Annotated in this window: 16 protein-coding genes; 12 read left to right on the forward strand and 4 right to left on the reverse strand. The window is 57.4% G+C overall.

Translation table 11 applies throughout. The features are described from left to right. Positions 1-17: 17 nt before the first annotated feature. The 9 genes from bamA (at position 18) to accA (ending at position 11,821) form a co-directional block, all read left to right on the forward strand. Complete coding sequence (gene bamA, locus BN1135_RS07475) at positions 18-2,549, forward strand: outer membrane protein assembly factor BamA (RefSeq protein ID WP_042020078.1); 2,532 nt, start codon at positions 18-20, stop codon at positions 2,547-2,549. A 149-nt stretch (positions 2,550-2,698) separates the two neighbouring features. Further along, a complete protein-coding gene (locus BN1135_RS07480) occupies positions 2,699-3,211 on the forward strand; it encodes an OmpH/Skp family outer membrane protein (protein ID WP_042020080.1) in 513 nt (170 codons plus the stop codon). 3 nt (positions 3,212-3,214) lie between these two features. Beyond that, positions 3,215-4,234, forward strand: a complete 1,020-nt coding sequence (lpxD, locus tag BN1135_RS07485; protein ID WP_042020364.1) for a UDP-3-O-(3-hydroxymyristoyl)glucosamine N-acyltransferase — start codon at positions 3,215-3,217, stop codon at positions 4,232-4,234. 24 nt (positions 4,235-4,258) lie between these two features. Continuing rightward, positions 4,259-4,720 (forward strand): 3-hydroxyacyl-ACP dehydratase FabZ, encoded by a 462-nt coding sequence (gene fabZ / locus BN1135_RS07490; protein ID WP_042020081.1) that lies wholly within the window; start codon positions 4,259-4,261, stop codon positions 4,718-4,720. Between the two features lie 5 nt (positions 4,721-4,725). Further along, the gene (gene lpxA / locus BN1135_RS07495; RefSeq protein WP_082186752.1) at positions 4,726-5,517 is read left to right on the forward strand and encodes an acyl-ACP--UDP-N-acetylglucosamine O-acyltransferase; all 792 of its coding nucleotides are present in this window, start codon (positions 4,726-4,728) and stop codon (positions 5,515-5,517) included. Further along, on the forward strand, positions 5,510-6,649 hold the full coding sequence (lpxB, locus tag BN1135_RS07500; protein WP_042020083.1) for a lipid-A-disaccharide synthase: 1,140 nt from the start codon (positions 5,510-5,512) through the stop codon (positions 6,647-6,649). Before lpxA ends, lpxB begins: the two co-directional genes overlap by 8 nt. Positions 6,650-6,745: 96 nt before the next feature. Then, positions 6,746-7,336 (forward strand): ribonuclease HII, encoded by a 591-nt coding sequence (rnhB, locus tag BN1135_RS07505; RefSeq protein ID WP_139245045.1) that lies wholly within the window; start codon positions 6,746-6,748, stop codon positions 7,334-7,336. 38 nt (positions 7,337-7,374) lie between these two features. Beyond that, complete coding sequence (dnaE, locus tag BN1135_RS07510; RefSeq protein WP_042020085.1) at positions 7,375-10,854, forward strand: DNA polymerase III subunit alpha; 3,480 nt, start codon at positions 7,375-7,377, stop codon at positions 10,852-10,854. A 16-nt stretch (positions 10,855-10,870) separates the two neighbouring features. After that, on the forward strand, positions 10,871-11,821 hold the full coding sequence (gene accA, locus BN1135_RS07515) for an acetyl-CoA carboxylase carboxyl transferase subunit alpha (RefSeq protein WP_042020086.1): 951 nt from the start codon (positions 10,871-10,873) through the stop codon (positions 11,819-11,821). A 223-nt stretch (positions 11,822-12,044) separates the two neighbouring features. Here the strand turns inward: accA and BN1135_RS07520 are convergent, their stop codons facing one another. Both BN1135_RS07520 and tal read right to left on the reverse strand, forming a co-directional pair. Next, positions 12,045-12,227, reverse strand: coding sequence for a DUF3545 family protein (locus tag BN1135_RS07520; protein ID WP_042020087.1), 183 nt, complete (start codon positions 12,225-12,227; stop codon positions 12,045-12,047). Between the two features lie 158 nt (positions 12,228-12,385). Then, on the reverse strand, positions 12,386-13,336 hold the full coding sequence (tal, locus tag BN1135_RS07525; RefSeq protein WP_042020088.1) for a transaldolase: 951 nt from the start codon (positions 13,334-13,336) through the stop codon (positions 12,386-12,388). A gap of 701 nt (positions 13,337-14,037) precedes the next feature. Between tal and BN1135_RS07530 the strand changes: the two genes are divergently transcribed. Beyond that, positions 14,038-15,468 (forward strand): alanine/glycine:cation symporter family protein, encoded by a 1,431-nt coding sequence (locus tag BN1135_RS07530; protein ID WP_042020089.1) that lies wholly within the window; start codon positions 14,038-14,040, stop codon positions 15,466-15,468. A gap of 198 nt (positions 15,469-15,666) precedes the next feature. Here the strand turns inward: BN1135_RS07530 and BN1135_RS07535 are convergent, their stop codons facing one another. Together BN1135_RS07535 and cysZ are read right to left on the reverse strand one after the other, a co-directional pair. Then, positions 15,667-16,281, reverse strand: a complete 615-nt coding sequence (locus BN1135_RS07535) for a trimeric intracellular cation channel family protein (RefSeq protein WP_042020091.1) — start codon at positions 16,279-16,281, stop codon at positions 15,667-15,669. A gap of 146 nt (positions 16,282-16,427) precedes the next feature. After that, positions 16,428-17,192: a sulfate transporter CysZ gene (gene cysZ / locus BN1135_RS07540; RefSeq protein WP_042020093.1), complete on the reverse strand. Its 765-nt coding sequence runs from the start codon at positions 17,190-17,192 to the stop codon at positions 16,428-16,430. Positions 17,193-17,302: 110 nt separating this feature from the next. Between cysZ and BN1135_RS07545 the strand changes: the two genes are divergently transcribed. Both BN1135_RS07545 and zipA read left to right on the forward strand, forming a co-directional pair. Further along, on the forward strand, positions 17,303-20,677 hold the full coding sequence (locus BN1135_RS07545) for an AAA family ATPase (RefSeq protein WP_042020095.1): 3,375 nt from the start codon (positions 17,303-17,305) through the stop codon (positions 20,675-20,677). A gap of 15 nt (positions 20,678-20,692) precedes the next feature. Beyond that, positions 20,693-21,907, forward strand: a complete 1,215-nt coding sequence (zipA, locus tag BN1135_RS07550) for a cell division protein ZipA (protein WP_042020096.1) — start codon at positions 20,693-20,695, stop codon at positions 21,905-21,907. Positions 21,908-21,969 lie beyond the last annotated feature (62 nt).

A 21,969-nucleotide genomic window follows, 5' to 3' on the forward strand; every position in this document is an offset into this window, starting at 1 on the left:
GGACACATAAGAACAAAATGGCTGTTAAAAAAGCATTGGTGTTGAGTTGCCTGCTGGGTGCCAGTTTCCTGGCCCAGGCGGCCCCTGCCTCTTTTGTGGTGCAAGATATCCAGGTCGACGGTTTGCAACGGGTGACTCTGGGTGCCGCACTGTTGAATCTGCCGATCCGGGTCGGCGACACGGTCGACTCCATGGCCCTGGCCAGCGCCATCAAAAAACTCTACTCCTCTGGTAACTTCGAGGATGTGAAGGTTTATCGGGATGGCCAGGTATTGCAGGTGATGGTCAAGGAGCGTCCAACCATCTCCAGCATCGAGTTTGCCGGCAACAAGGATATCAAAGAGGAGCAACTGACCCAGAGTCTGGAGTCCTCCGGTATCCGTGTGGGTGATCCGCTGGATCGCACCGTGCTTACCTCCCTCGAGAAGGGGTTGGAAGATTTCTACTACGGCGTGGGCAAATACTCCGCCAAGGTCAAGGCCATCGTCACCCCGTTGCCGCGCAACCGGGTCGACCTCAAGTTCACCTTCGTGGAAGGGGAAGCGGCCAAGATCGAACAGATCAACATCGTGGGTAACAGCGCGTTTGCCGAAGAGCGGCTGATTGCCCAACTCTCCCTGCGCGATGAAGTGCCCTGGTGGAACTTCACCGCCGATCAGCGCTATCAGAAGCAGAAACTGGCCGGTGATATCGAGACCCTGCGTTCCTACTACATGGACCGTGGCTATATCCGCTTTAGCCAGGAGTCCACCCAGGTCTCCATGACCCCGGACAAGAAGGGGGTCTACGTGACCCTCAACATCAAGGAAGGGGAGCAGTACAAGGTCTCTGGCGTGCAAATCAAGGGTGATCTCATCGATCGCGGCAGCGAGATGAAAGGGTTGATCCCAATCACTGCTGGCAGCACCTACTCCGCCAGTCAAGTGACTCACACCGAAGAGGTGCTCTCCAAGTTCCTCGGCCGTTATGGCTATGCCTATCCGAAAGTGGTTACCTTCCCGCAAGTTAACGACCAGACCAAAGAAGTGGAGCTGATTGTCAACGTGGAACCGGGCCCCCGTGTCTACGTGCGCAATATCAACTTCAACGGCAACGCCACCACTGAAGATCAGGTGCTGCGCCGTGAGATGCGCCAGATGGAAGGCACCTGGCTCTCCTCCGACAACATCGAGCAGTCCAAGAGCCGTCTCAACCGTCTTGGCTATTTCGAGAGTGTGGAAGTCGATACCAAGCGGGTACCGGGTAACGACGATCTGGTCGATCTGGACTTCAAGGTCAAGGAGCAGCCGGCCGGTTCCATCAACGCCGGTATCGGTTACGGTACAGAGTCAGGTCTGAGCCTGCAGGCGGGGATCTCTCAGGACAACTTTATGGGGACCGGCAAAAAGGTCTCTATCAACGCCAGCACCAACGACTACTCCAAGAACGTTGACCTGAGCTACAACGATCCCTATTTCACCGTGGATGGTGTCAGCCTAGGTGGCCGGGTTTACTACAACCAGTTCCGTGCCGATGATGCCGATATCGTCTCTTATGAGAACGAGACCATCGGTTTCCGTCTCTCCAGCGGCTTCCCGGTCAATGAATTCAACCGGCTGGACTTCAGTACCGGTATCGAGAGCACCAAGCTGAGCCGTCCATCGTTCAACGCCCAGAACTATCAGGATTGCTTGAAGGATAACCCTGAGTCAGACGGTAATACCTACTGCTGGGATCAGTGGAACGACAACCGTCAGTCGGTGCAGATGGATCAGTTCTGGAATGTCTATTCACAGGATGGCTCCAACCTCGACTTCGTCACCGTCGATGTGACCGCTGGCTGGACTCGCTCCACCCTGAACAAAGGGATGTTCCCCACCGCCGGTGATCGTCAACGGCTCAATGCCAAGGTGACTGTGCCCGGGATGGAGCTGCAGTACTACAAGCTCTCTGCCGAAAATGCCCACTACTTCCCCCTCGATGTGGACCACAACTGGGTGATGATCGGCAAGGGACGGGTCTCTTACGGTAACGGCTATGGCGATGACTCCATGCTGCCGTTCTTCGAGAACTACTATGCCGGTGGTTTCGATACGGTGCGTGGCTTCAAGAGCAATACCATTGGTCCCAAGGCGATCTACAAGACTTACAACAAACCGGGAACGCCAGGTTGTACCGGTAGTCAACCGTGTGAAACCGGCAGTTACGAAGGTTCGGATACCTCGGTGGGTGGTAACGCCCTGGCCGTCGCATCACTGGAGCTGGTGTTCCCGACCCCGTTTGTCTCCGAGACCTACCGCCCGCAGATCCGTTCTACCGTCTTTATGGATGCCGGCACCGTCTGGAGTACCGACTTTGCCAACGGAGCTTATCCTTGCGCCTCCGGTGCTGATTGCAACTATTTGAGTCAGGACTACTCTAACCCGGGCAATATTCGGGTCTCTGCCGGTGTCTCCTTGCAGTGGCTGTCGCCGATGGGCCCGCTGGTATTCGCCCTGGCCAAACCTATCAAGAAATACGAGGGGGATCGCACTGAAGTCTTCTCCTTCAACATCGGTCGTACCTTCTAAATCGCGTATCGCCCCCAGCCATGGGGTGGGGGCATGTAATGATGGGACGCGCGCTATGCGTGCCTCAGCAGGTAACAAGACGGTCTTAACGCCGCTTGCATAATCAGGTAAATCAGGTAGCCCTCACCATGAGGGAACAAGGAGTAAGTGTGAATAAAGCGTTGAAAGTAGCTGGTTTGAGCTTTGCACTGATGGCTGCCGGCATGGGTTCTGCCTTCGCTGAGACCAAGATCGCCGTGGTTGATATGGGTGAAGTTTTCCAAAAGCTGCCCCAGCGTGAAGCGGTAGCCGCCAAGCTGAAAGGCGAATTCGAGCCGCGTATGCGTGAGCTGCAAAAGCTGGAACAGGATGGCCAGAAGCTGGTTGAAAAGTTCCGCAAAGATGAAGCCTTCATGAGCGCCGAGCAGAAGAAGCAGAATCAGGAGAAACTGGCCAAGCTGCAGATGGAGTTCAACCAGAAGCGTCAGGCGTTTGAACAGGACAACGGTCGCCGTCAGTCTGAAGAGCGCAACAAGATCCTGACCAAGGTACAGGCTGCCATCGATTCCATCGCCAAGAGCAATGGTTACGATCTGGTGCTGGAGCGCAATGCCGCCCCGTTCGCCGCCAGCAAGCTGGACATCTCTGGTCAGGTTATTTCTCAGGTAAGCAAGAGCAACTAATTGATGGCATTCACTCTCGCACAGCTGGCCCAGCAACTGGGGGCCGAGATCCATGGCGATGGAACCGTGGAAATCCGCAAGGTAGCGACACTGGAAAAGGCCGGGAAGGGTGAGATTACCTTCCTTTCCAACACAAAATACCGGCATTATCTGGAGCAGAGCAAGGCGAGCGCCGTGCTTATTACAGAGGCGGATTTGCCATTTTGTCCCACCCATGCACTGGTGCTCAAAGACCCTTATGTGGGCTTTGCCAAGGTAGCCCAACTGCTGGACACCACCCCGCAACCGGCCACGGATATCCATCCGAGCGCGGTGATTGCGGCGGATGTGCAGCTGGGCGAGAGAGTGGCCATCGGGGCCAATGCAGTGATCGAATCTGGCGTGGTGCTGGGTGATGATGTACGTATTGGTCCGGGTTGTTTTGTTGGTCAACAGACCCGGCTGGGAGCGCGCTCCCGGCTATGGGCCAATGTGACCCTCTATCACAATGTCACCATGGGCACCGACTGTCTGGTTCAATCCGGCACAGTGATCGGCGCCGATGGTTTCGGCTATGCCAATGAACGTGGCGAGTGGATCAAAATCCCCCAAATCGGTGGTGTGACCATCGGCAATCGGGTCGAGATTGGAGCTTGTACCACCATTGACCGCGGTGCGCTGGAAGATACCCGCATCGCCGATAACGTTATCATCGACAACCAGTGCCAGATCGCTCACAACGTCGAAATCGGTTACGGTACCGCCATCGCGGGTGCGACCACTATGGCTGGTAGTCTCAAGGTCGGCAAATACTGTATCATTGGTGGCGCTTCCGTCTTTAACGGGCATATGGAGATCTGCGATCAGGCCACCATTACCGGTATGTCCATGGTAATGAGACCCATCACCGAGCCCGGTGTCTACTCCTCAGGTATTCCTCTGCAACCCAATAAAGAGTGGCGCAAGACCGCCGCCCGGGTGATGCGTATCGAAGAGATGCACAAGCGGTTAAGCAAGCTTGAGAAGAAGCTGGTTCAAGAATAATCACGATTGGCATAGGGTGCTGTTTTGACTACTGAAAAGAAGAGCCTGGGGATCCAGGAAATTATGGAATTGCTGCCCCACCGTTATCCATTTTTGATGGTGGACAGGGTTGACGATTACGAAATCAGTGATGAGCGCAAAACCTTGCGTGCCATCAAGAACGTCTCGTTCAACGAGCCGATCTTCCAGGGGCACTTCCCGGCCAAGCCGGTATTCCCCGGTGTATTGATCCTGGAAGCGATGGCGCAGGCCACCGGTATCCTGGCCTTTACCATGGTGGGCAAACCGTCACCCAACGAACTCTATTACTTCGCCTCAATCGATAACGCTCGCTTCAAGCGTCCGGTCGGCCCCGGTGATCAGCTGGTGCTGGATGTGGTGTTTCTGAAAGAGCGTCGCGGCATTGCCAAATTCACCGGTGTTGCCACCGTCAATGGTGAAGTGGTCTGTACCGCCGAACTGATGTGCGCAAAACGCGAGGTTTAACACACGTGATCGACCAGACTGCCATCATTCACGATACTGCTATCGTCCATGAGTCTGCCGTGATTGGTAAAGGGGTTGAAATTGGCCCCTTTTCTGTCATCGGCGCCGAGGTTGAAATCGGCGATAACACTTGGGTCGCTTCCCATGTGGTGATCAAGGGCCCGACCAAGATTGGTCGTGGTAACAAGATCTTCCAGCACACCTCCATCGGTGAGGATTGCCAGGACAAGAAGTACGCTGGCGAGCGCACCTTTCTCGAGATTGGCGACAACAACGTTATTCGCGAGAACTGCACTTTCCACCGTGGCACCATTCAGGATCAGTGCCTGACCAAGGTGGGCAGTGGCAACCTGTTTATGGTCAACGTTCACGTTGCCCATGACTGCATCATCGGTGATAACTGCATCTTCGCCAACAACGCCACTCTGGCGGGCCATGTGGTGATCGGTGACTTCGTGATCTTTGGTGGGCTTTCTGCCATCCACCAGTTCGGCCGTGTTGGCTCCCACGCTTTTGTCGGTGGCTGCGCCGCCCTGAACAAAGACGTACCGCCTTATGTGATGGCGGCGGGCAACTATGCCAAGCCGTTTGGCGTCAACTCCGAAGGGTTGCGTCGCCGTGGTTACTCGCCAGAGGCGATCTCCGCCGTCAAGCGCGCCTACAAAGAGATCTTCCGCTCTGGCAAGACCATCGAAGAGGTGCTGCCGGTGTTGATCGAGATGGCGGCCAGTGAACCGGCGGTTCAGCTGTACGTCGATTTCCTCAAAGATAACGAGCGCGGGATTATCCGTGCCTGATCCCGTTCGCATCGGTATCGTCGCCGGAGAAGTCTCCGGCGATATTCTGGCCGCCGGTCTGGTGCGCGAGCTGCAAACGCGCTATCCGGATGCGCAGTTCGAAGGCATTGCCGGGCCGCGAATGCAGGCTCTCGGCGTCAAAGCGCTGTTCGAGATGGAAGAGCTCTCCGTCATGGGGATCACCGAGGTACTTGGCCGTCTGCCACGCATCCTCAAGGTTCGCCGTGAACTGCTGCGGCATTTTATTGCCAATCCGCCCGATATCTTCATCGGCGTGGATGCACCGGATTTCAATATCGGGGTGGAGTTGAAACTGCGCCGCGCCGGTATCAAAACGGTTCACTATGTCAGCCCCTCGGTCTGGGCTTGGCGTCAGAACCGTATTCACAAGATCAAGGCTGCCACCGACATGGTGCTCGCCTTCCTGCCGTTCGAGAAAGCCTTCTACGACCGTTTCGATGCCCCTTGTCGCTTTGTCGGTCACACCATGGCGGATGACATTGCGCTGGTGCCGGATCAGGCCGCGGTTCGCCGCCATCTGGGTATCGATGCCAATCGCCGTTGGCTGGCGGTGCTGCCGGGCAGTCGCAGCGCCGAGGTGGGCTTTATGTCCCCCCTGTTTCTTGAAGCGTGCAAGCACCTGACGGTACGTTATCCTGATCTCGGTTTTTTGGTGCCACTGGTCAACCAGCAACGACGTGAGCAGTTTATGGCCATCAAGGCCGAGCTGGCGCCGGATCTCGACATGGTGTTGTTAGAGGGGCAGGGGCGTGAGGCGATGATCGCCGCCGATGTGGTGATGCTGGCCTCCGGCACTGCCGCGCTCGAAGCCATGTTGGTGAAAAAGCCGATGGTGGTGGGTTACAAGCTCAAGCCCTTCAGCTACTGGCTGGCCCAGCGCTTGGTAAAGACCGAGTTTGTCTCGCTGCCCAACCTGCTGGCGGGTCGCATGCTGGTGCCCGAGTTGCTGCAGCACGAGTGCACCCCTGAAAACCTGGTGGTTGAAGTGAGCAAGTTGTTTGAGCATGACAATAGCCAACTGGTCAATACCTTCACCGAGTTGCACCAGCGTATTCGCTGCAATGCGGATCTGCAGGCCGCCGACGCGGTAGCCGACTTGCTCGGTAGATAACCCTCTCCAGACGGCCGATTGTGCTGCGCGTCGCAGCGGCACATCGTCGACGTTATGCCAGGCCCTGCGGGGCCTGTTTTGATTCAAGGTGGCAAGATGATGATCGATATTCCTGACGACAAGCTGGTTGCCGGTGTGGACGAAGTGGGCCGCGGCCCGCTGGTGGGTGACGTGGTGACTGCTGCGGTCATTCTTGATCCGGCCAATCCGATCATCGGGCTGGCTGACTCCAAGAAGCTTTCCGAGAAGAAACGTCTTGCCCTGTTTGACGAGATCAAGGAGAAGGCGCTGGCCTGGGCCATCGGTCGTGCCAGCCCGGAGGAGATCGACCAGCTCAACATCCTGCATGCCACCATGCTGGCGATGCAGCGCGCCGTGGTTGGACTGAAGGTGACGCCCGAGCTGGTCTTTATCGATGGCAACCGCTGCCCTGACTTGCCGATGGAAGCGCGCGCCGTGGTCAAGGGGGATAGCTTGGTGGCCGCCATCAGCGCCGCCTCCATTCTGGCCAAGGTGACCCGCGATGGCGAGATGACCGAGCTGGACAGCCGTCATCCCGAGTACGGTTTCGCCCGCCACAAGGGCTACCCTACCCCTGAGCATCTCGCCATTCTGGCCAAGCTAGGCCCTTTGCCGCAATATCGTAAAAGTTTTAAACCGGTGCGCCGCGCACTGGGGATCGAGTAGACCATGCAATTTAGCTTGAGCAACGAGAAGGTATGACGATGGCTGAACCCCGTTTTATCCACCTGCGGGTCCACTCCGACTTCTCTATGGTCGATGGGCTGCAGAAGATAGGCCCCATCGTCGGGGCTGCTGCGGCCAACAAAATGCCGGCACTGGCACTGACCGACCAGATGAACATGTGTGGTCTGGTGCGCTTCTATGGCTCGGCCCACGGCAAGGGGATCAAACCCATCGTCGGTGCCGAGTTTCTGGTGCAGAGCGATGAGCTGGGAGATGAGCTGTTTCGTCTGACCCTGCTTGCCATGGACAATGACGGTTACCAGAACATCACCTTGCTTATTTCCCATGGTTATCAGCGTGGTCATGTGCAGGGACGTCCTGTCATCGACAAAGCCTGGCTGGCAGATCACGCGAAGGGGGTGATCGTCCTCTCCGGTGGCCGTGAGGGAGATGTAGGCAAGTTCATGCTCAAGGGCAACCGGCAGATGGCCGAGTCGTCGCTAGCTTTCTATCAAGCCCATTTCCCCGATGCTTACTATCTTGAACTGTTGCGTACCGGTCGCCCCGACGAAGAGGCCTATCTGCACATGGCGGTGGCCCTTGCCACCGAGTTCGCCTTGCCGGTGGTGGCCACCAACGAGGTGGTGTTCCTCAACGCCGAGGACTTCGATGCCCACGAGATCCGGGTTGCCATCCACGATGGCTACACCCTGATGGACAAGCGTCGCCCGCGCCGTTACAGCCCCCAGCAGTACCTGCGTAGTCAGGAGGAGATGTGCGAGCTGTTCGCCGACATCCCCGAGGCGCTGGAGAACACGGTCGAGATCGCCAAGCGTTGTAACGTAACGGTGCGTCTGGGCGAATACTTCCTGCCCAACTTCCCGACCGGCGACATGACCACCGAAGATTTTCTGGTGGCCAAGTCGCAAGAGGGGCTTGAGGCGCGTCTCGAATTTTTGTTCCCTGATCCCGCTGTACGGGCTGCCAAGCGTGGCGAGTACGACGAGCGCCTCGATATCGAGCTGAAAGTGATCAACCAGATGGGCTTCCCGGGTTACTTCCTCATCGTGATGGAGTTTATCCAGTGGTCCAAGGACAACGGCATTCCCGTTGGCCCTGGCCGGGGCTCGGGGGCGGGCTCTCTGGTGGCGTATGCCCTCAAGATCACCGACCTCGACCCGCTGGAATTTGACCTGCTGTTCGAACGTTTCTTGAACCCCGAGCGGGTATCCATGCCCGACTTCGACGTCGATTTTTGTATGGATCGACGCGACGAAGTGATCGAGCACGTCTCCGAGATGTATGGCCGGGATGCAGTGTCGCAAATCATCACTTTCGGCAGCATGGCGGCCAAAGCGGTGGTGCGGGACGTGGGCCGGGTGCTGGGCCATCCCTACGGTTTTGTCGATCGGATCTCCAAGCTCATTCCGCCGGATCCGGGCATGACCCTGGCCAAGGCGTTTGAGGCAGAACCCAAGCTGCCCGAGCTCTACGAGCAGGATGAGGAGGTCAAAGACCTCATCGACATGGCACGGCGCCTCGAAGGGGTGGTACGTAACGCCGGTAAGCACGCCGGTGGCGTGGTGATTGCGCCCACCAAGATCACCGATTTTGCGCCGCTCTATTGCGATGATTCGGGCAATCACCCGGTTACCCAGTTTGACAAGAACGATGTGGAGTACGCCGGACTGGTGAAGTTCGACTTCTTGGGCTTGCGTACCCTGACCATCATCGACTGGGCTTTGGGGATGATCAACCCGCGCCTTGCCAAAGAGGGCAAGCCGCCGGTGGATATCGCCGCCATTCCCATCGATGACAAAAAGTCGTTCGCCCTGTTGCAGCGGTTCGAGACCACAGCGGTATTCCAGCTCGAATCCCGTGGCATGAAGGATCTGATCAAGCGGCTGCAGCCAGACTGTTTTGAAGACATGATCGCTCTGGTGGCGCTGTTTCGACCGGGCCCGCTGCAGTCAGGCATGGTGGATAACTTCATTGATCGCAAGCGCGGCCAGGAAGCTATCTCTTATCCCGATGAAAAATGGCAGCACGAGAGCCTCAAGCCGATACTCGAGCCCACCTATGGCATCATCGTCTATCAAGAGCAGGTGATGCAGATTGCCCAGACTCTGGCGGGTTATACCCTGGGGGGCGCCGACATGTTGCGCCGGGCTATGGGTAAGAAAAATCCGGCCGAGATGGCCAAGCAGCGCGCCGGTTTCGAGGAAGGGGCCATTAAACACGGGGTTGATGGCGAGCTGGCGGTCAAGATCTTCGATCTGGTGGAGAAGTTTGCCGGCTACGGCTTTAACAAATCCCACTCCGCCGCCTATGCGCTGGTCTCTTACCAGACCTTGTGGCTCAAGACCCACTTCCCGGCCGAGTTTATGGCGGCGGTGATGACCGCCGACATGGACAACACCGACAAGATAGTGACCCTGGTAGACGAGTGCCAGCGAATGGGGCTGACCGTGATACCGCCAGATGTGAACACGGGTCGCTACCGCTTTAGCGTCAACGAAGATGGTCACATCGTCTACGGTATCGGTGCGGTGAAAGGGGTCGGTGAAGGCCCTATCGATGCCATTCTCAGTGCACGGGATCAGGATGGTCCGTTTCGCGATCTGTTCGACTTTTGTAATAGGGTCGACATCAAGAAGATCAACAAACGGGTGATGGAAAAGCTGGTCTACTCTGGCGCCATGGATCGGCTCGGCCCCCACCGTGCCGCCCTGATGGCGACGCTGGAGGAGGCGATGCGCGCTGCCGAGCAACACGCCAAGGCGCAAGCGGTCGGTCAGGTCGATATGTTCGGCGTGCTCACCGAAGAGATTGACGACGTCAAGAAGGCGTTTGCCAACGTGCCGCACTGGCCTGACAAGGTGTGGCTGGAAGGGGAGCGCGAGACCCTCGGGCTCTATCTCACCGGCCACCCCATCAACCAGTACAGCAGCGAGTTGCGGCGTTATACCTCCGGTCGCCTGTGTGATCTGCATCCTACCTCCCGCGATACCGTGACCACGGCGGCGGGGCTGGTGATTGCGGCGCGCAGCATGGTGACCAAGCGCGGTAACAAGATGGGGATCTTCACCCTGGACGACCGTTCCGGTCGTCTCGATGTGACCCTGTTCAGTGAAGCGCTGGAAAAATATGAAGAATTGATGCAAAAAGACCGTATTTTGGTGGTTTCTGGACAGGTCAGCTTTGATGACTTCTCCGGTGGCCTTAAAATGTCGGCCCGTGAATTACTGGATATCAACGATGCGAGGGAGCGTTTTGCCAGAGCAATTCGCATCTCCCTCGATGAACAGCGAATTGATGATCGCTTTTTCCCGCGTTTGTGCGAGATTTTGGAGCCCGCCCGTGCCGGAGTCTGTCCGGTTCAGGTAAACTATCGTCGCCCTGGTTCCCGGGTGCGATTGACGCTCGGTACCGAGTGGCGGGTGACGCCCACCGATCAACTGATAGATGACTTGCGCGTCCTGCTTGGACGAGAGCGGGTGGAATTGGTTTTTGATTAGAGGATCTATAGGCCCTATGAGTCTTTTTCTGGATTTTGAACAGCCGATTGCCGAGCTGCAGGCGCAGATTGATGAACTCCGTCATGTGAGTGAGCACAACAGTGCTGTCGATCTCAACGACGACATTCGCCGGCTGGAGAAGAAAAACGAAGAGCTGACCAAGAAGATCTTCAGCGATCTGGGGGCCTGGCAGGTATCCCAGATGGCGCGTCATCCTCAGCGTCCTTACACCCTCGATTATATCGAGCACATCTTCACTGACTTCGATGAGTTGGCTGGTGATCGCGCCTATGCCGACGACAAGGCTATCGTTGGCGGCATCGCCCGTCTCGATGGCGAGCCGGTGATGGTGATTGGTCAGCAGAAAGGTCGTGAGACCAAAGAGAAGATCAAGCGTAACTTTGGTATGCCGCGTCCGGAAGGGTATCGCAAGGCCCTGCGTCTGATGGAGATGGCCGAGCGCTTCAAGATGCCGATCATCACCTTTATCGACACCCCGGGTGCCTACCCGGGTGTGGGTGCAGAAGAGCGTGGCCAGTCCGAAGCGATTGCCCGCAACCTGAAAGTGATGGCTGGCCTGACTGTGCCGGTGGTCTGCACCGTGATCGGTGAAGGTGGATCGGGTGGCGCGCTGGCTATCGGCGTGGGTGATCGCGTCAATATGCTGCAGTACTCCACCTACTCCGTCATCTCGCCGGAAGGGTGCGCCTCCATTTTGTGGAAGAGCGCCGACAAGGCGTCGGTGGCGGCTGAAGCCATGGGCATTACTGCCCCGCGTCTGAAAGAGCTCAAGCTGATCGACCATGTGATCGATGAGCCTCTGGGTGGTGCTCACCGCGATGTGGCAAAGATGGCCAAGAATCTCAAGGCGCGCATCAAGCAGGATCTGGATGCCCTGCGTCCGCTCGATACCGAGCAACTGCTGGAGCAGCGCTACCAGCGCCTGCTGGGCTACGGTTACTGTTAAGCTCTGCCGTTAGCACATCAAGCACAGGAACCCCCGTTATCAACGGGGGTTTTTTATTACTGGCAGCCGCCCATCCTGTTCAATGCTGCGGGTGGCTTTTAGCCCGTTTTGTCAGTGTTTCATGACAGCTGCAGCAGGCCTGTGTGAGAGGGATTGGATGTTACCCAGCAGACATAAAAAAGCGCCCCGTTGATTGGGGCGCTTTTGTCTGAGTCAGGTGCTGTTACAGTTGAAACTCGTCTGTCAGACCTTCATACGCGATATCAATAGATTGCAGCTCCTTCTGCAAGCGCTGTTTGTCTTTGAGCGCTTCGATTTCACGCCATTTACGTTTCTTTCCCGTTGTCCCGCGGCTACGTGAACCGAGCTCAACTACCTCGTCATAATCGAAGTTGAACATTTCCATGGCTCCCTCCTTGGTTTTTATCGTTTTCATCACCCGTATAACATAACGAAGTTGAAAGTAAAACGTTTTCTTTACAGGGTTATGACAAGGTTGGAAAAGTCGATAAAAAAAACCGGGTGCCTTACCAGGCACCCGGTTTTACCAGAAAAATGAACCGATTACAGGCGGCTTGCCAGCATGGTTTCCAGCTTGCCCTGGTCGATGGCAAACATGCGGATGCCTTCACCCAGTTTCTCGTGGGCCATGGCGTCCTGGTTCAGTTCCCAGCGGAAGTCGGCTTCGGTCATCGGAGTCGGTTTGGCTTTGCGCTCACCGGTGTAGTCCAGTTTGCGAACCACGGCGCCTTCGGTCTTGCTCAGCTCTTCCAGCAGGGCCGGGCCAATGGTCAGGCGGTCGCAACCAGCCAGTTCCAGGATCTCGCCGGTGTTGCGGAAGCTGGCACCCATCACCACTGTCGGGTAGTCGTGCTGCTTGTAGTAGTCATAGATGGCGGAAACGGACACTACGCCCGGATCTTCGCTTTGGGTGTAGTCACGGTTGTGCTTGGCCTTGTACCAGTCGAGGATGCGACCCACGAACGGGGAGATCAGGAAGGCACCGGCTTCGGCACAGGCACGGGCCTGGGCGAAGGAGAACAGCAGGGTCAGGTTGCACTGGATACCCTCTTTCTCCAGTACCTCTGCGGCGCGGATGCCTTCCCAGGTAGAGGCCAGCTTGATCAGAATGCGGTCGTTGCTGATACCCGCTTCGTTGTAGAGACGGATCAGCTTGCGTGCTTTGGCGATGCTGGCAGCGGTATCGAAGGAAAGGCGGGCATCGACTTCAGTAGAGATACGGCCCGGAACGATCTTCAGCACTTCCAGACCGATGTTGACGGCCAGCTTGTCGCCCGCGTCGATGATTTGCTGTGCCTTGTCCTGGCTCTGGGCTTTGGCCCACTTGATGGCGTCTTCGATCAGCGGAGCGTACTCGGGGATCTCGGAGGCCTTCAGAACCAGAGAGGGGTTGGTGGTGGCATCGATGGGCTGATAGCGTTTGATGGCTTCGATATCACCGGTGTCGGCAACAACAGTGGTCAGGGCTTTCAGCTGGGTTAATTTATCGGCCATAGCGAATATCATCTCTTAATGAGGGAGTCATCCCTGGGTTGCGGGCTTGAGACGGTGGTTCTGAAATAAAATTACAGGATCTTGATGCCTCAGGCTCAGAAAAGCGCGATGGGGGTGACCCATCGTCATTGCCTGCCTAATTAATACTTATGTGGTGCATCCTGCAATAGGGGCGCTTGGCTGTTAAATATCCAAGCGGTCGGGCTATCCCGTTTTAGTGCTAGAAACTATATGATTAATAAGGTTTTTTGTGTTTTTCTGCAGGGCGTTTCCGGTTTGCTTGCAGATCAACTTTTTTAGCCAATATTCATATTTGTGTCGCCGATCACATAAATTACCTCATCACCTACTTGTAATTTTATTACTAGGAAAACGTTTGGCAAAATATCCCCGTTTGAAAGCCATTTCAGGCAAGCGTTTGCCTTTGCGAATAATTCATCAGAGCGAGATAAAAATGGTTTTCTTATGAGGCTCTATCCTGGCGTGCCTGATTAAATTATTGGATTTGTTGAAAGTTTGCGATTTAAATGGCGCTTTATGAGCGTTTACCGTTCGTTTTTTGTGTCCCGAGTGATCGGGATCACTATTCCGGGCTCTCCCGCTGTGCTAGATTCCGCCCCTTTAGCGAAACGCTAATTAAACAACAGACAGAAAACGGTCAGCGCAGACTGGCCATGGATGTGAATAACAACGAGAGAATTATGGACACCTTGATTGCGATGCTAAACGACCTGATGTGGGGAGCAGTGCTCATCTACCTGCTGATCGGGGTCGGGATCTTTTTCACTTTCAGACTGGGTTTTATCCAGATCCGTCACTTTGGCCACATGTTTTCCGTGCTGAAAAACAGCCGTAAATCTGACAATGCTGGCATCTCCTCTTTTCAAGCGCTCTGCACCAGTCTTGCCGCCCGCGTGGGCACTGGTAACCTGGCCGGTGTGGCTGTTGCCATCTATCTGGGTGGCCCCGGTGCCATCTTCTGGATGTGGCTGATTGCCTTTATCGGCATGGCGACCGCCTTCGTCGAAAGCACTCTGGCCCAGCTTTACAAGGTTAAGGATGAGGATGGCAACTACCGTGGCGGCCCGGCTTATTACATGGAGAAGGGCCTTGGTATGCGCTGGATGGGGGTGCTGTTCTCGCTCTGTCTGATCCTCGCGTTCGGTCTGGTATTCAATGCGGTGCAGGCCAACTCCATCAGTCTGGCGATGAAGGTGGCGTTCGGTATTCCTGACTGGGTCAGCGGTCTGGCACTGGTGGTGCTCTCCGGCCTCATCATCTTCGGCGGCATTCGTGGCATTGCCCGTTTTGCCGAGCTGGTGGTGCCGGTGATGGCGCTGGCATATATCCTGCTGGCGCTGGTGATCGTGGCGATGAATATCACCGAGCTGCCCCATGTCTTCATGTTGATCATCAAGTCCGCTTTCGGGATTGAGCAGGCGGGTTCAGGCGCCATGGGTTATGCCATCTCCCAGGCGATGATCAACGGCATCAAGCGCGGTCTCTTCTCCAACGAGGCGGGGATGGGTTCTGCCCCCAACGCCGCCGCGACCGCGACGCCCTATCCGCCGCACCCGGCTTCTCAAGGGTATGTACAGATGCTGGGGGTCTTTATGGACACCATCGTCATCTGTAGCTGTACCGCCGCCATCATCCTGATGTCCGGTCAGTTTGAGCCGGGTTCCGGTGTGACAGGGGTGGAGCTGACCCAGCGGGCACTCTCTTCCCAGATTGGCAACGGCGGCAATATCTTCATTGCGGCAGCGATCTTCTTCTTCGCCTTCACCTCTATCGTGGCGAACTACTCCTATGCCGAGACCAATCTGGTGTTCCTTGAGCACAACCACAAGGGCGGCCTGATGCTGTTCCGGGTGTTCGTGCTGGGGATGGTGATGTTCGGTGCCGTGGGTGAGTTGCCGATTGTGTGGGCCATGGCCGATGTCTCTATGGGGCTGATGGCCATCGTCAACCTGGTGGCGATCTTGCTGCTCTCTGGTGTGGCGATCAAGCTGGCCAAGGATTACAACGATCAGCTCAGACTGGGTAAGGTACCGACCTTCGATGCCAACAAATACCCGGAGATCCGCTCCCAGTTGGAAGCGGGGATTTGGGACAATCCCCCCCCAAAATAATAATCTGCAACGTTTATGAAAGGGGGGCGCGGATGGCGCCCCCTGTTTATTGGCTATGTCCCGATTAGCTGGGCGGTTGCAAGGGCTGAGTGCAACAGGTCATGGGGGCATAGCCATTAATATGCTCATGAAAAAAGCGCCATTCGGGCGCTTTTTTGTTGCTCGCAATCCATACCGCCTCGCCAGGAGCCAGCGTACTCAGTGGGTCGCGTACTGGTAGTTGAAGGTGGGCAGTCCCCACTTGAAGCGTACCGCCAGCAGTCGTAGCACAAAGCCGATGCCGATGGAGCCGAAAGCCGCCCAGTTGGTCGGCAAGCCCTGATCCAGCGCCAGACAGTAGAGAGCAGCAGTGATCAGTGAAATGGCCGCATAGAGCTCACGGCGAAACACCAGCGGAATCCGCTGGCAGAGCAGATCCCTGAGCACCCCGCCAAATACCCCGGTCACCACCGCCATGATACAGGCAATACCGGCTCCGTGGCCCATCTCCAGCGCACGGGCAGCGCCAAAGATAGAGAATACCACCAGCCCCAGCGCATCGAGCGCCAGAAACAGCTTGCCGAGATAGCGCATCAAGGGGGCCGAGACCACTCCCGCCATCGCCGCGGCAGCAACCAGCAGCACATATTCCGGGTGTTCAATCCAGAGCAGCGGATAGTGGCCCAGCAGCACATCGCGAATGGTACCGCCCCCGATGGCCGTCGCCGAGGCGATGATCACCACACCAAACAGATCCATCCGTCGCCGGCCCGCGGCCAGCGCGCCTGTCATCCCTTCGGCTACCAGGCCGATCAAGAAGAGAGCATGTAACATGAGATATTCCAGGGTACGAGAAAGGCCCGTATCCTACCTACTCGTGTTATATGGGACAAGTGATCCAACCTATACATGAATTTAATTCATGCTAAATAGTAAAAAGGCACCGTTTCGGATGCCTTTTTCTAATCAACGTTCAAGGGTTAGCGCCCCAACTGCTCCTGCCGGTAGTGATCGACCCACATGGCGGTGGCGCCACAGATGGCGACGGGCATCACAAACAGGTTTACCACCGGAATGGCGGAGAAGAGGGTGACCAGGGCGCCGAAGCTCAGGCTCTTGCCACGGCGTTGCTTCAAGGCATCGCGCATGGTGATGAAGTCGATCTTGTGGTTGTCGAACGGATAATCCACATACTGGATCGCCATCATCCAGGCACTGAACAGGAACCAGAGCACCGGCGCCAGGGTCTGGCCGACCACCGGGATGAAAAACAGGATCAGGCAGCCGATGGCCTTGGGCAGGTAATACTTCAGTTTGGTCCATTCACGGCCGAAGGTGCGCGGCACATCCTTGACGATATCCAGCATGCCGCTGTCATTGGCGGGCTGGCCGGTGAGGATCTGCTCCACTTTTTCCGCCAGCAGGCCGTTGAACGGGGCGGCGATCCAGTTGGTAACCGAACTGAAAATAAAGGAGAAGACCACCAGTATGGTGATGAGCGCGATGGGCCACAGCAGGTAATCGAGCCAGTCTAGCCAGGCCGGGATCTGCTGATGGATCCAGGCGAACAGACCGTCAAGTTGCAACAGGAGGGCATAGAAGGCCCCGGCAAACAGCACGAAGTTGACTAACAGCGGGATCAACACGAAGGTGCGGATGCCCGGTTGGCGGATCAGGGAAAAACCGCGCAGGAAGTAGTCTGCACCACTGATTGACTCTTTGACCATATGGGGGGATTGGCTCATGTGAGCTCCATCTATGCATGGGAGAACAGCCTGCATATTACAAACATCCCTTTGATTTGGTAAAGTCGCCTGCCCGCCTTCCTTTTATTTCGCCACTGATACAGGTCGCCATGCGTCTGAAACTGATCAAACTCGCCGGCTTCAAGTCGTTCGTCGAGCCGACCCGCATTGAATTATCGGCAGACATGACTGCCGTGGTGGGCCCTAACGGCTGTGGCAAATCCAACGTGATCGATGCGGTGCGCTGGGTGCTGGGAGAGAGCTCTGCCCGCCATCTGCGTGGCGAGAACATGACTGATGTCATCTTCAATGGCTCCATCAATCGCAGCCCCCATGGTCGCGCCTCGGTCGAACTGGTGTTCGACAATCCCCATAATCGGGTCCCCGGTGAATTTGGCCGTTTTACCGAAATTTCGGTGCGCCGCGAAGTGCTGCGCGATGGCTCCAACTATTACCAAATCAACGGCCAGAAGTGCCGCCGCAAGGATGTGACCGACCTCTTCCTCGGCACCGGTCTTGGCCCCCGTAGCTACGCCATCATCGAGCAGGGCACCGTGAGTCGGCTGGTGGAGTCGCGCCCTGCCGACCTCAAGCTCTTTATGGAGGAGGCGGCTGGCGTCTCTCGCTACAAGGAGCGACGCCGCGAAACCGAGCAGCGGATTCGCCACACTCGCGAGAATCTGGAGCGGCTCGGCGATATTCGCGGCGAGCTGGGTGCTCGTCTCGATCACCTTAAATCCCAGGCCGAAACGGCCGAGCGCTATAAGCAGCTCAAGAGCCGTTCACGCGCCGCTCGCGCCGAGCTTATCGGCTCCGAGTTGTGGGCGCTGGAGACCCGTCTGGGCGAGGCGAAAGCCGAGCTGGCGCAGGCCGAGCAGGCGTTGGCCGCATTGGATGCCAAGCGCACCGCCGACGAGGGGCGCCACGTCACCCTGTCGGTCGCCAGACAAGAGGCGCAAGCCGAGCAGGCGAGCCGTCAGCAACAGATATTTCTCGGTGGGCAAGCCATCGCCCGGCTGGAACAACAGCAACTGCACCAGAGCGAACTGGGGCGTGACTGGCAGGCCCGCGCACAGGCGCTGGGCGAGCGGATCGCCACCCGCAAGGAGCAGCTTGCCAGCCAGCAGGAGCAGTTGACCGAAGGGGTATTGCGCGGCGAGCAGGAAGATGCCCGGCTGGAGCAGTGTGAACAGTTGCTCACCGAACAGCAGGAGACCCGCCAGCAGGCCAGCGAGGGACTGGAGCAGGCCCGTCAATGCCAGCAGCAGTGGCAGCAGCAGGTGACCCTGTTACAGGGCCAACTCAACCAGACTCGTGCCCGGTTGGGGGGTCTGCAGGAGCTGCAAGCCAAGACCCGGCTGGCCCGTCTCAAACTGGAAGATGAGCGCTCCGGCCCCCTTGGCGCAGAGGCTAACGAGCTGCAACCTGCCCTCGATGCCTTGAGTGGCGAGCTGGAGCTGACGCGGGCCGCCACCGACGAGCTGACCGAGCAGTTGGCCTTGGCCGTCGACGCCCATGAACAACTCAAGCAGCATCATGGCCAGCAGCTAGGCCTGCAACGGGAGCTGCAGGCGCGGCAGGGGACGCTGGACCAGATCCTCGGCGAGCAGATGGAGGGGGCGAGCCTGGCCGATCGGCTGCAGGTTGCCCCCGAGTGGGCACCGGCGCTCGACAAGGTGCTTGGCCGATGGCTGACCGCCACTCCTGCGGATGAGTGCAATCTGGCTCAAGAAGGTCTCTGGATTGGCCCGGCGCAACCGGCGGTTGCCGGCACTCTGGCGGCGCAACTGGGCGGCGAGCACATTCCCGCCTTCCTCAATGCTATCTGGCTGGTCGAAAGCCGCGAGGCCGCATTGGCCCGCCAGCATACCCTTGCCGCCGCTGAGTCACTGCTGACCAGTGCGGGCGACTGGTTCGGTCCTAACTGGGCAGATCTGGGGCAGGGCGCGGCGCTCGGCACCATGGCGCTGCTGGGGGAGCGTGAGCGGTTGCATACCGAGCAGGAGAGCGTTGCCGCGGGGCTGGCGCAACTGGCTGAGCAACTTGTCGCAGCCGATGCCCGGCGCGCGCAACACGCCAGCGCCCAAGAGTTGTCGCAGCGAACTCTGCGCGAGCAGGAGCAAAAATGGCAACAACTGCGGGAAGCCTGGAGCCTGCAACAAGGCCAGCGGCAGGAGCGGTTGCAGCGGCTGGGCCAGCTTGGCGAAGAGCTGATCCGGCTCGATCAGGAGCAGGCTGAGGAGGCAGAGCGGCTGGCCAGCGCTCGTGAGCAACTGGAGCTCGATGAAGCGCGTCTTGCCGAGTTGCAGGAGCAAGGGGAACCTCTGACCCAAGGGTTGCAGGCCGCTCAGGAGCGGGTGACCCGCTGCGAGCGGGCGGTGGAGGAGGCGCGTTTGCGCCGTGAACAGCAACAGGCTGCCAGCCAGCGTTTGCAGCTGGAGCTGGTTAACTTGCGCCAGTTGCTCACTTTGGGCCAAGAGGAGCTGGCAAGGCTTGGGCTGGATCTGGCCGGGCTCAAGGGGCCTGCAAGTGATGCAGGGCCTGATCTGGGCCCACTGCTGGCAGACCAACGCAGTCTGGAAGCGCTGCAACTGGCTTGCCAGCAACGCTTGACCGAGCTGGAGCGCCAACTGAATGAGCTGGAGCAGGCCAGAAGTGCCGATCACAAGCAGCTGGTGACCCTGCAGGAGAAGCTGGCGACCCTGCGTTTGGAGCGAGAGCGCAACCTCACCCGTCGGCAAGGGCTGCACGAACAGTTTGAAGAGCTGGGGGTCAGGTTGGTGGATCTCGATCAGGCGGTACTGATTGCCGCCGATCGGGGCAAATTGCGGCAGGAAATCCAGACCCTGGAGGTGCAAGTGGAGTTACTTGGCTCCATCAATTTGGCGGCGCTGGCGGAGTATGAAGAGGCGAAAACCCGGGCGACTTACCTGGAAAACCAGTGTCAGGATCTCGAACAAGCGCTGGAAACCCTGAGCCAAGCCATTAAAAGAATTGATAAAGAGACACAAATACGGTTCCGGGATACTTTCGATAAGGTCAACGAAGATTTAAAATCCCTGTTTCCGAAAGTGTTCGGTGGGGGGAGCGCCTGGCTTGAGTTGACCTCCGATGATCTTTTGGAGGCCGGAGTGAGCATCATGGCGAGACCTCCGGGTAAGAAGAATGCTACCATTGCCCTGCTTTCCGGGGGGGAGAAGGCGTTAACCGCGCTTGCGCTGGTTTTTGCCATCTTCAGACTCAACCCAGCACCATTTTGTTTGCTGGATGAGGTGGATGCACCGCTCGATGAAGTGAACGTCGGTCGCTTCTGTTCTCTTGTCAAAGAGATGTCGAGCACAGTACAGTTCGTTTACATCAGTCATAATAAGGTCTCCATGGAGATGGCTGAGCAGCTGGTTGGCGTCACGATGCAAGAGCCCGGGGTTTCTCGCATTGTGTCGGTCGATATTGGTGCCGCCGTCGCTTTGGCTGAGCAAAACTAGAAAGAGAAGCAGCTAATGCAGGAATTGCGTTACATCTTGGTTGCCCTGGGCGGTATTGCTATTGCGGCATTGCTCATTCACGGGTTGTGGAGCAACAAAAAGAATCGTCAGGCGCCGATCAAAGAGAAACCGGCCGGACGAATGGACTCGAAATCGCGGGATCGTGATAACGACAGCTTCGACAGCGATGGCATCGGCCAGGTGCGCGTGGTCGCTGCTGGCCGTCGTGCCGAACCCAAATTGCACAGCGAAGAGAGCCGCCAGCCGGAACTCGCTCGTCGTGCCACTGTTCCTGCGTTTGATGATGAAGACGAGGAAGAGGATCTGCCGCCGCCAGTGCTTCGCAAGCCTGCTGCCCGTCCGGTTCCACCGCCCCCTGTGTATCAGGAAGAAGAGGACGAATTTGACGAGCCTCTGCCAGAGCTTGCTGACGAGGTGCCTGCAGCCCCGGTGCGCAAGCCCGCTCAGGTGATCCGCCGCACCCCGGTACACCGCACTCGTCCCCAGCGCGAACCGATGATCCAGTCGCTGGATGACGAACCGCTGGTCGAGCCTGCTTATGCTACCGCTCCGACCTTTGGGGTTCGTAGCGAGACAGCCCGTACCGAGACAGCCAGAACCGAGACTGTCCGTAGCGAGAGTGTTCGCAGCGAAACTGTGCGTGCAGAACCGCTCCGTGCCCCCGAGCCACAATATCAGCCGCAGCCCCGTTATGTGGCGCCTGAGCCGGTATATGAAGAGCCGGTCTATGTCGCTCCCGCTCCGGTAGTTGAAGAGCCGCGCATGGCGCCGCAACCGGTTGAGAAGATTTGGCAGGATGTCTATGTCATCAACCTGATGGGCCGTCCGGGTCATGATCTGCAAGGGGCAACCCTGTTGGCCTCTTTGATGGCGTTGGGCTTCAAATTCGGCGAGATGGATATTTTCCACCGTCACGAAGATCCCAATGGCAAGGGTGAAGTGCTTTTCTCGATGATCAATATGGTCAAGCCGGGTACCTTCAATCCGTATCGGATGGAGCAATTTACTACCCCGGGCGTGTCGCTGTTCATGCAACTGCCGCTGCGTAGCAATACCGCCTTTGCGTTCGAAGATATGCTGCAGGCGGCTGACCAGCTGGCCAGTGATCTTGATGCCATGCTGACGGATATGCATCGTAGCCCGTTGAGCGATGAGACCATCGCCCGCTACCGTCACGAACTGGCTACCTATGAGGCCAGTCGCGACTAATACGCCATACGGGTCGAATGAATAAAAAGTGCGGTACCCAGGTGCCGCATTTTTATTTCTAC

It is taken from the genome of Aeromonas sobria, assembly GCF_000820145.1.
Lineage (GTDB): Bacteria > Pseudomonadota > Gammaproteobacteria > Enterobacterales > Aeromonadaceae > Aeromonas > Aeromonas sobria.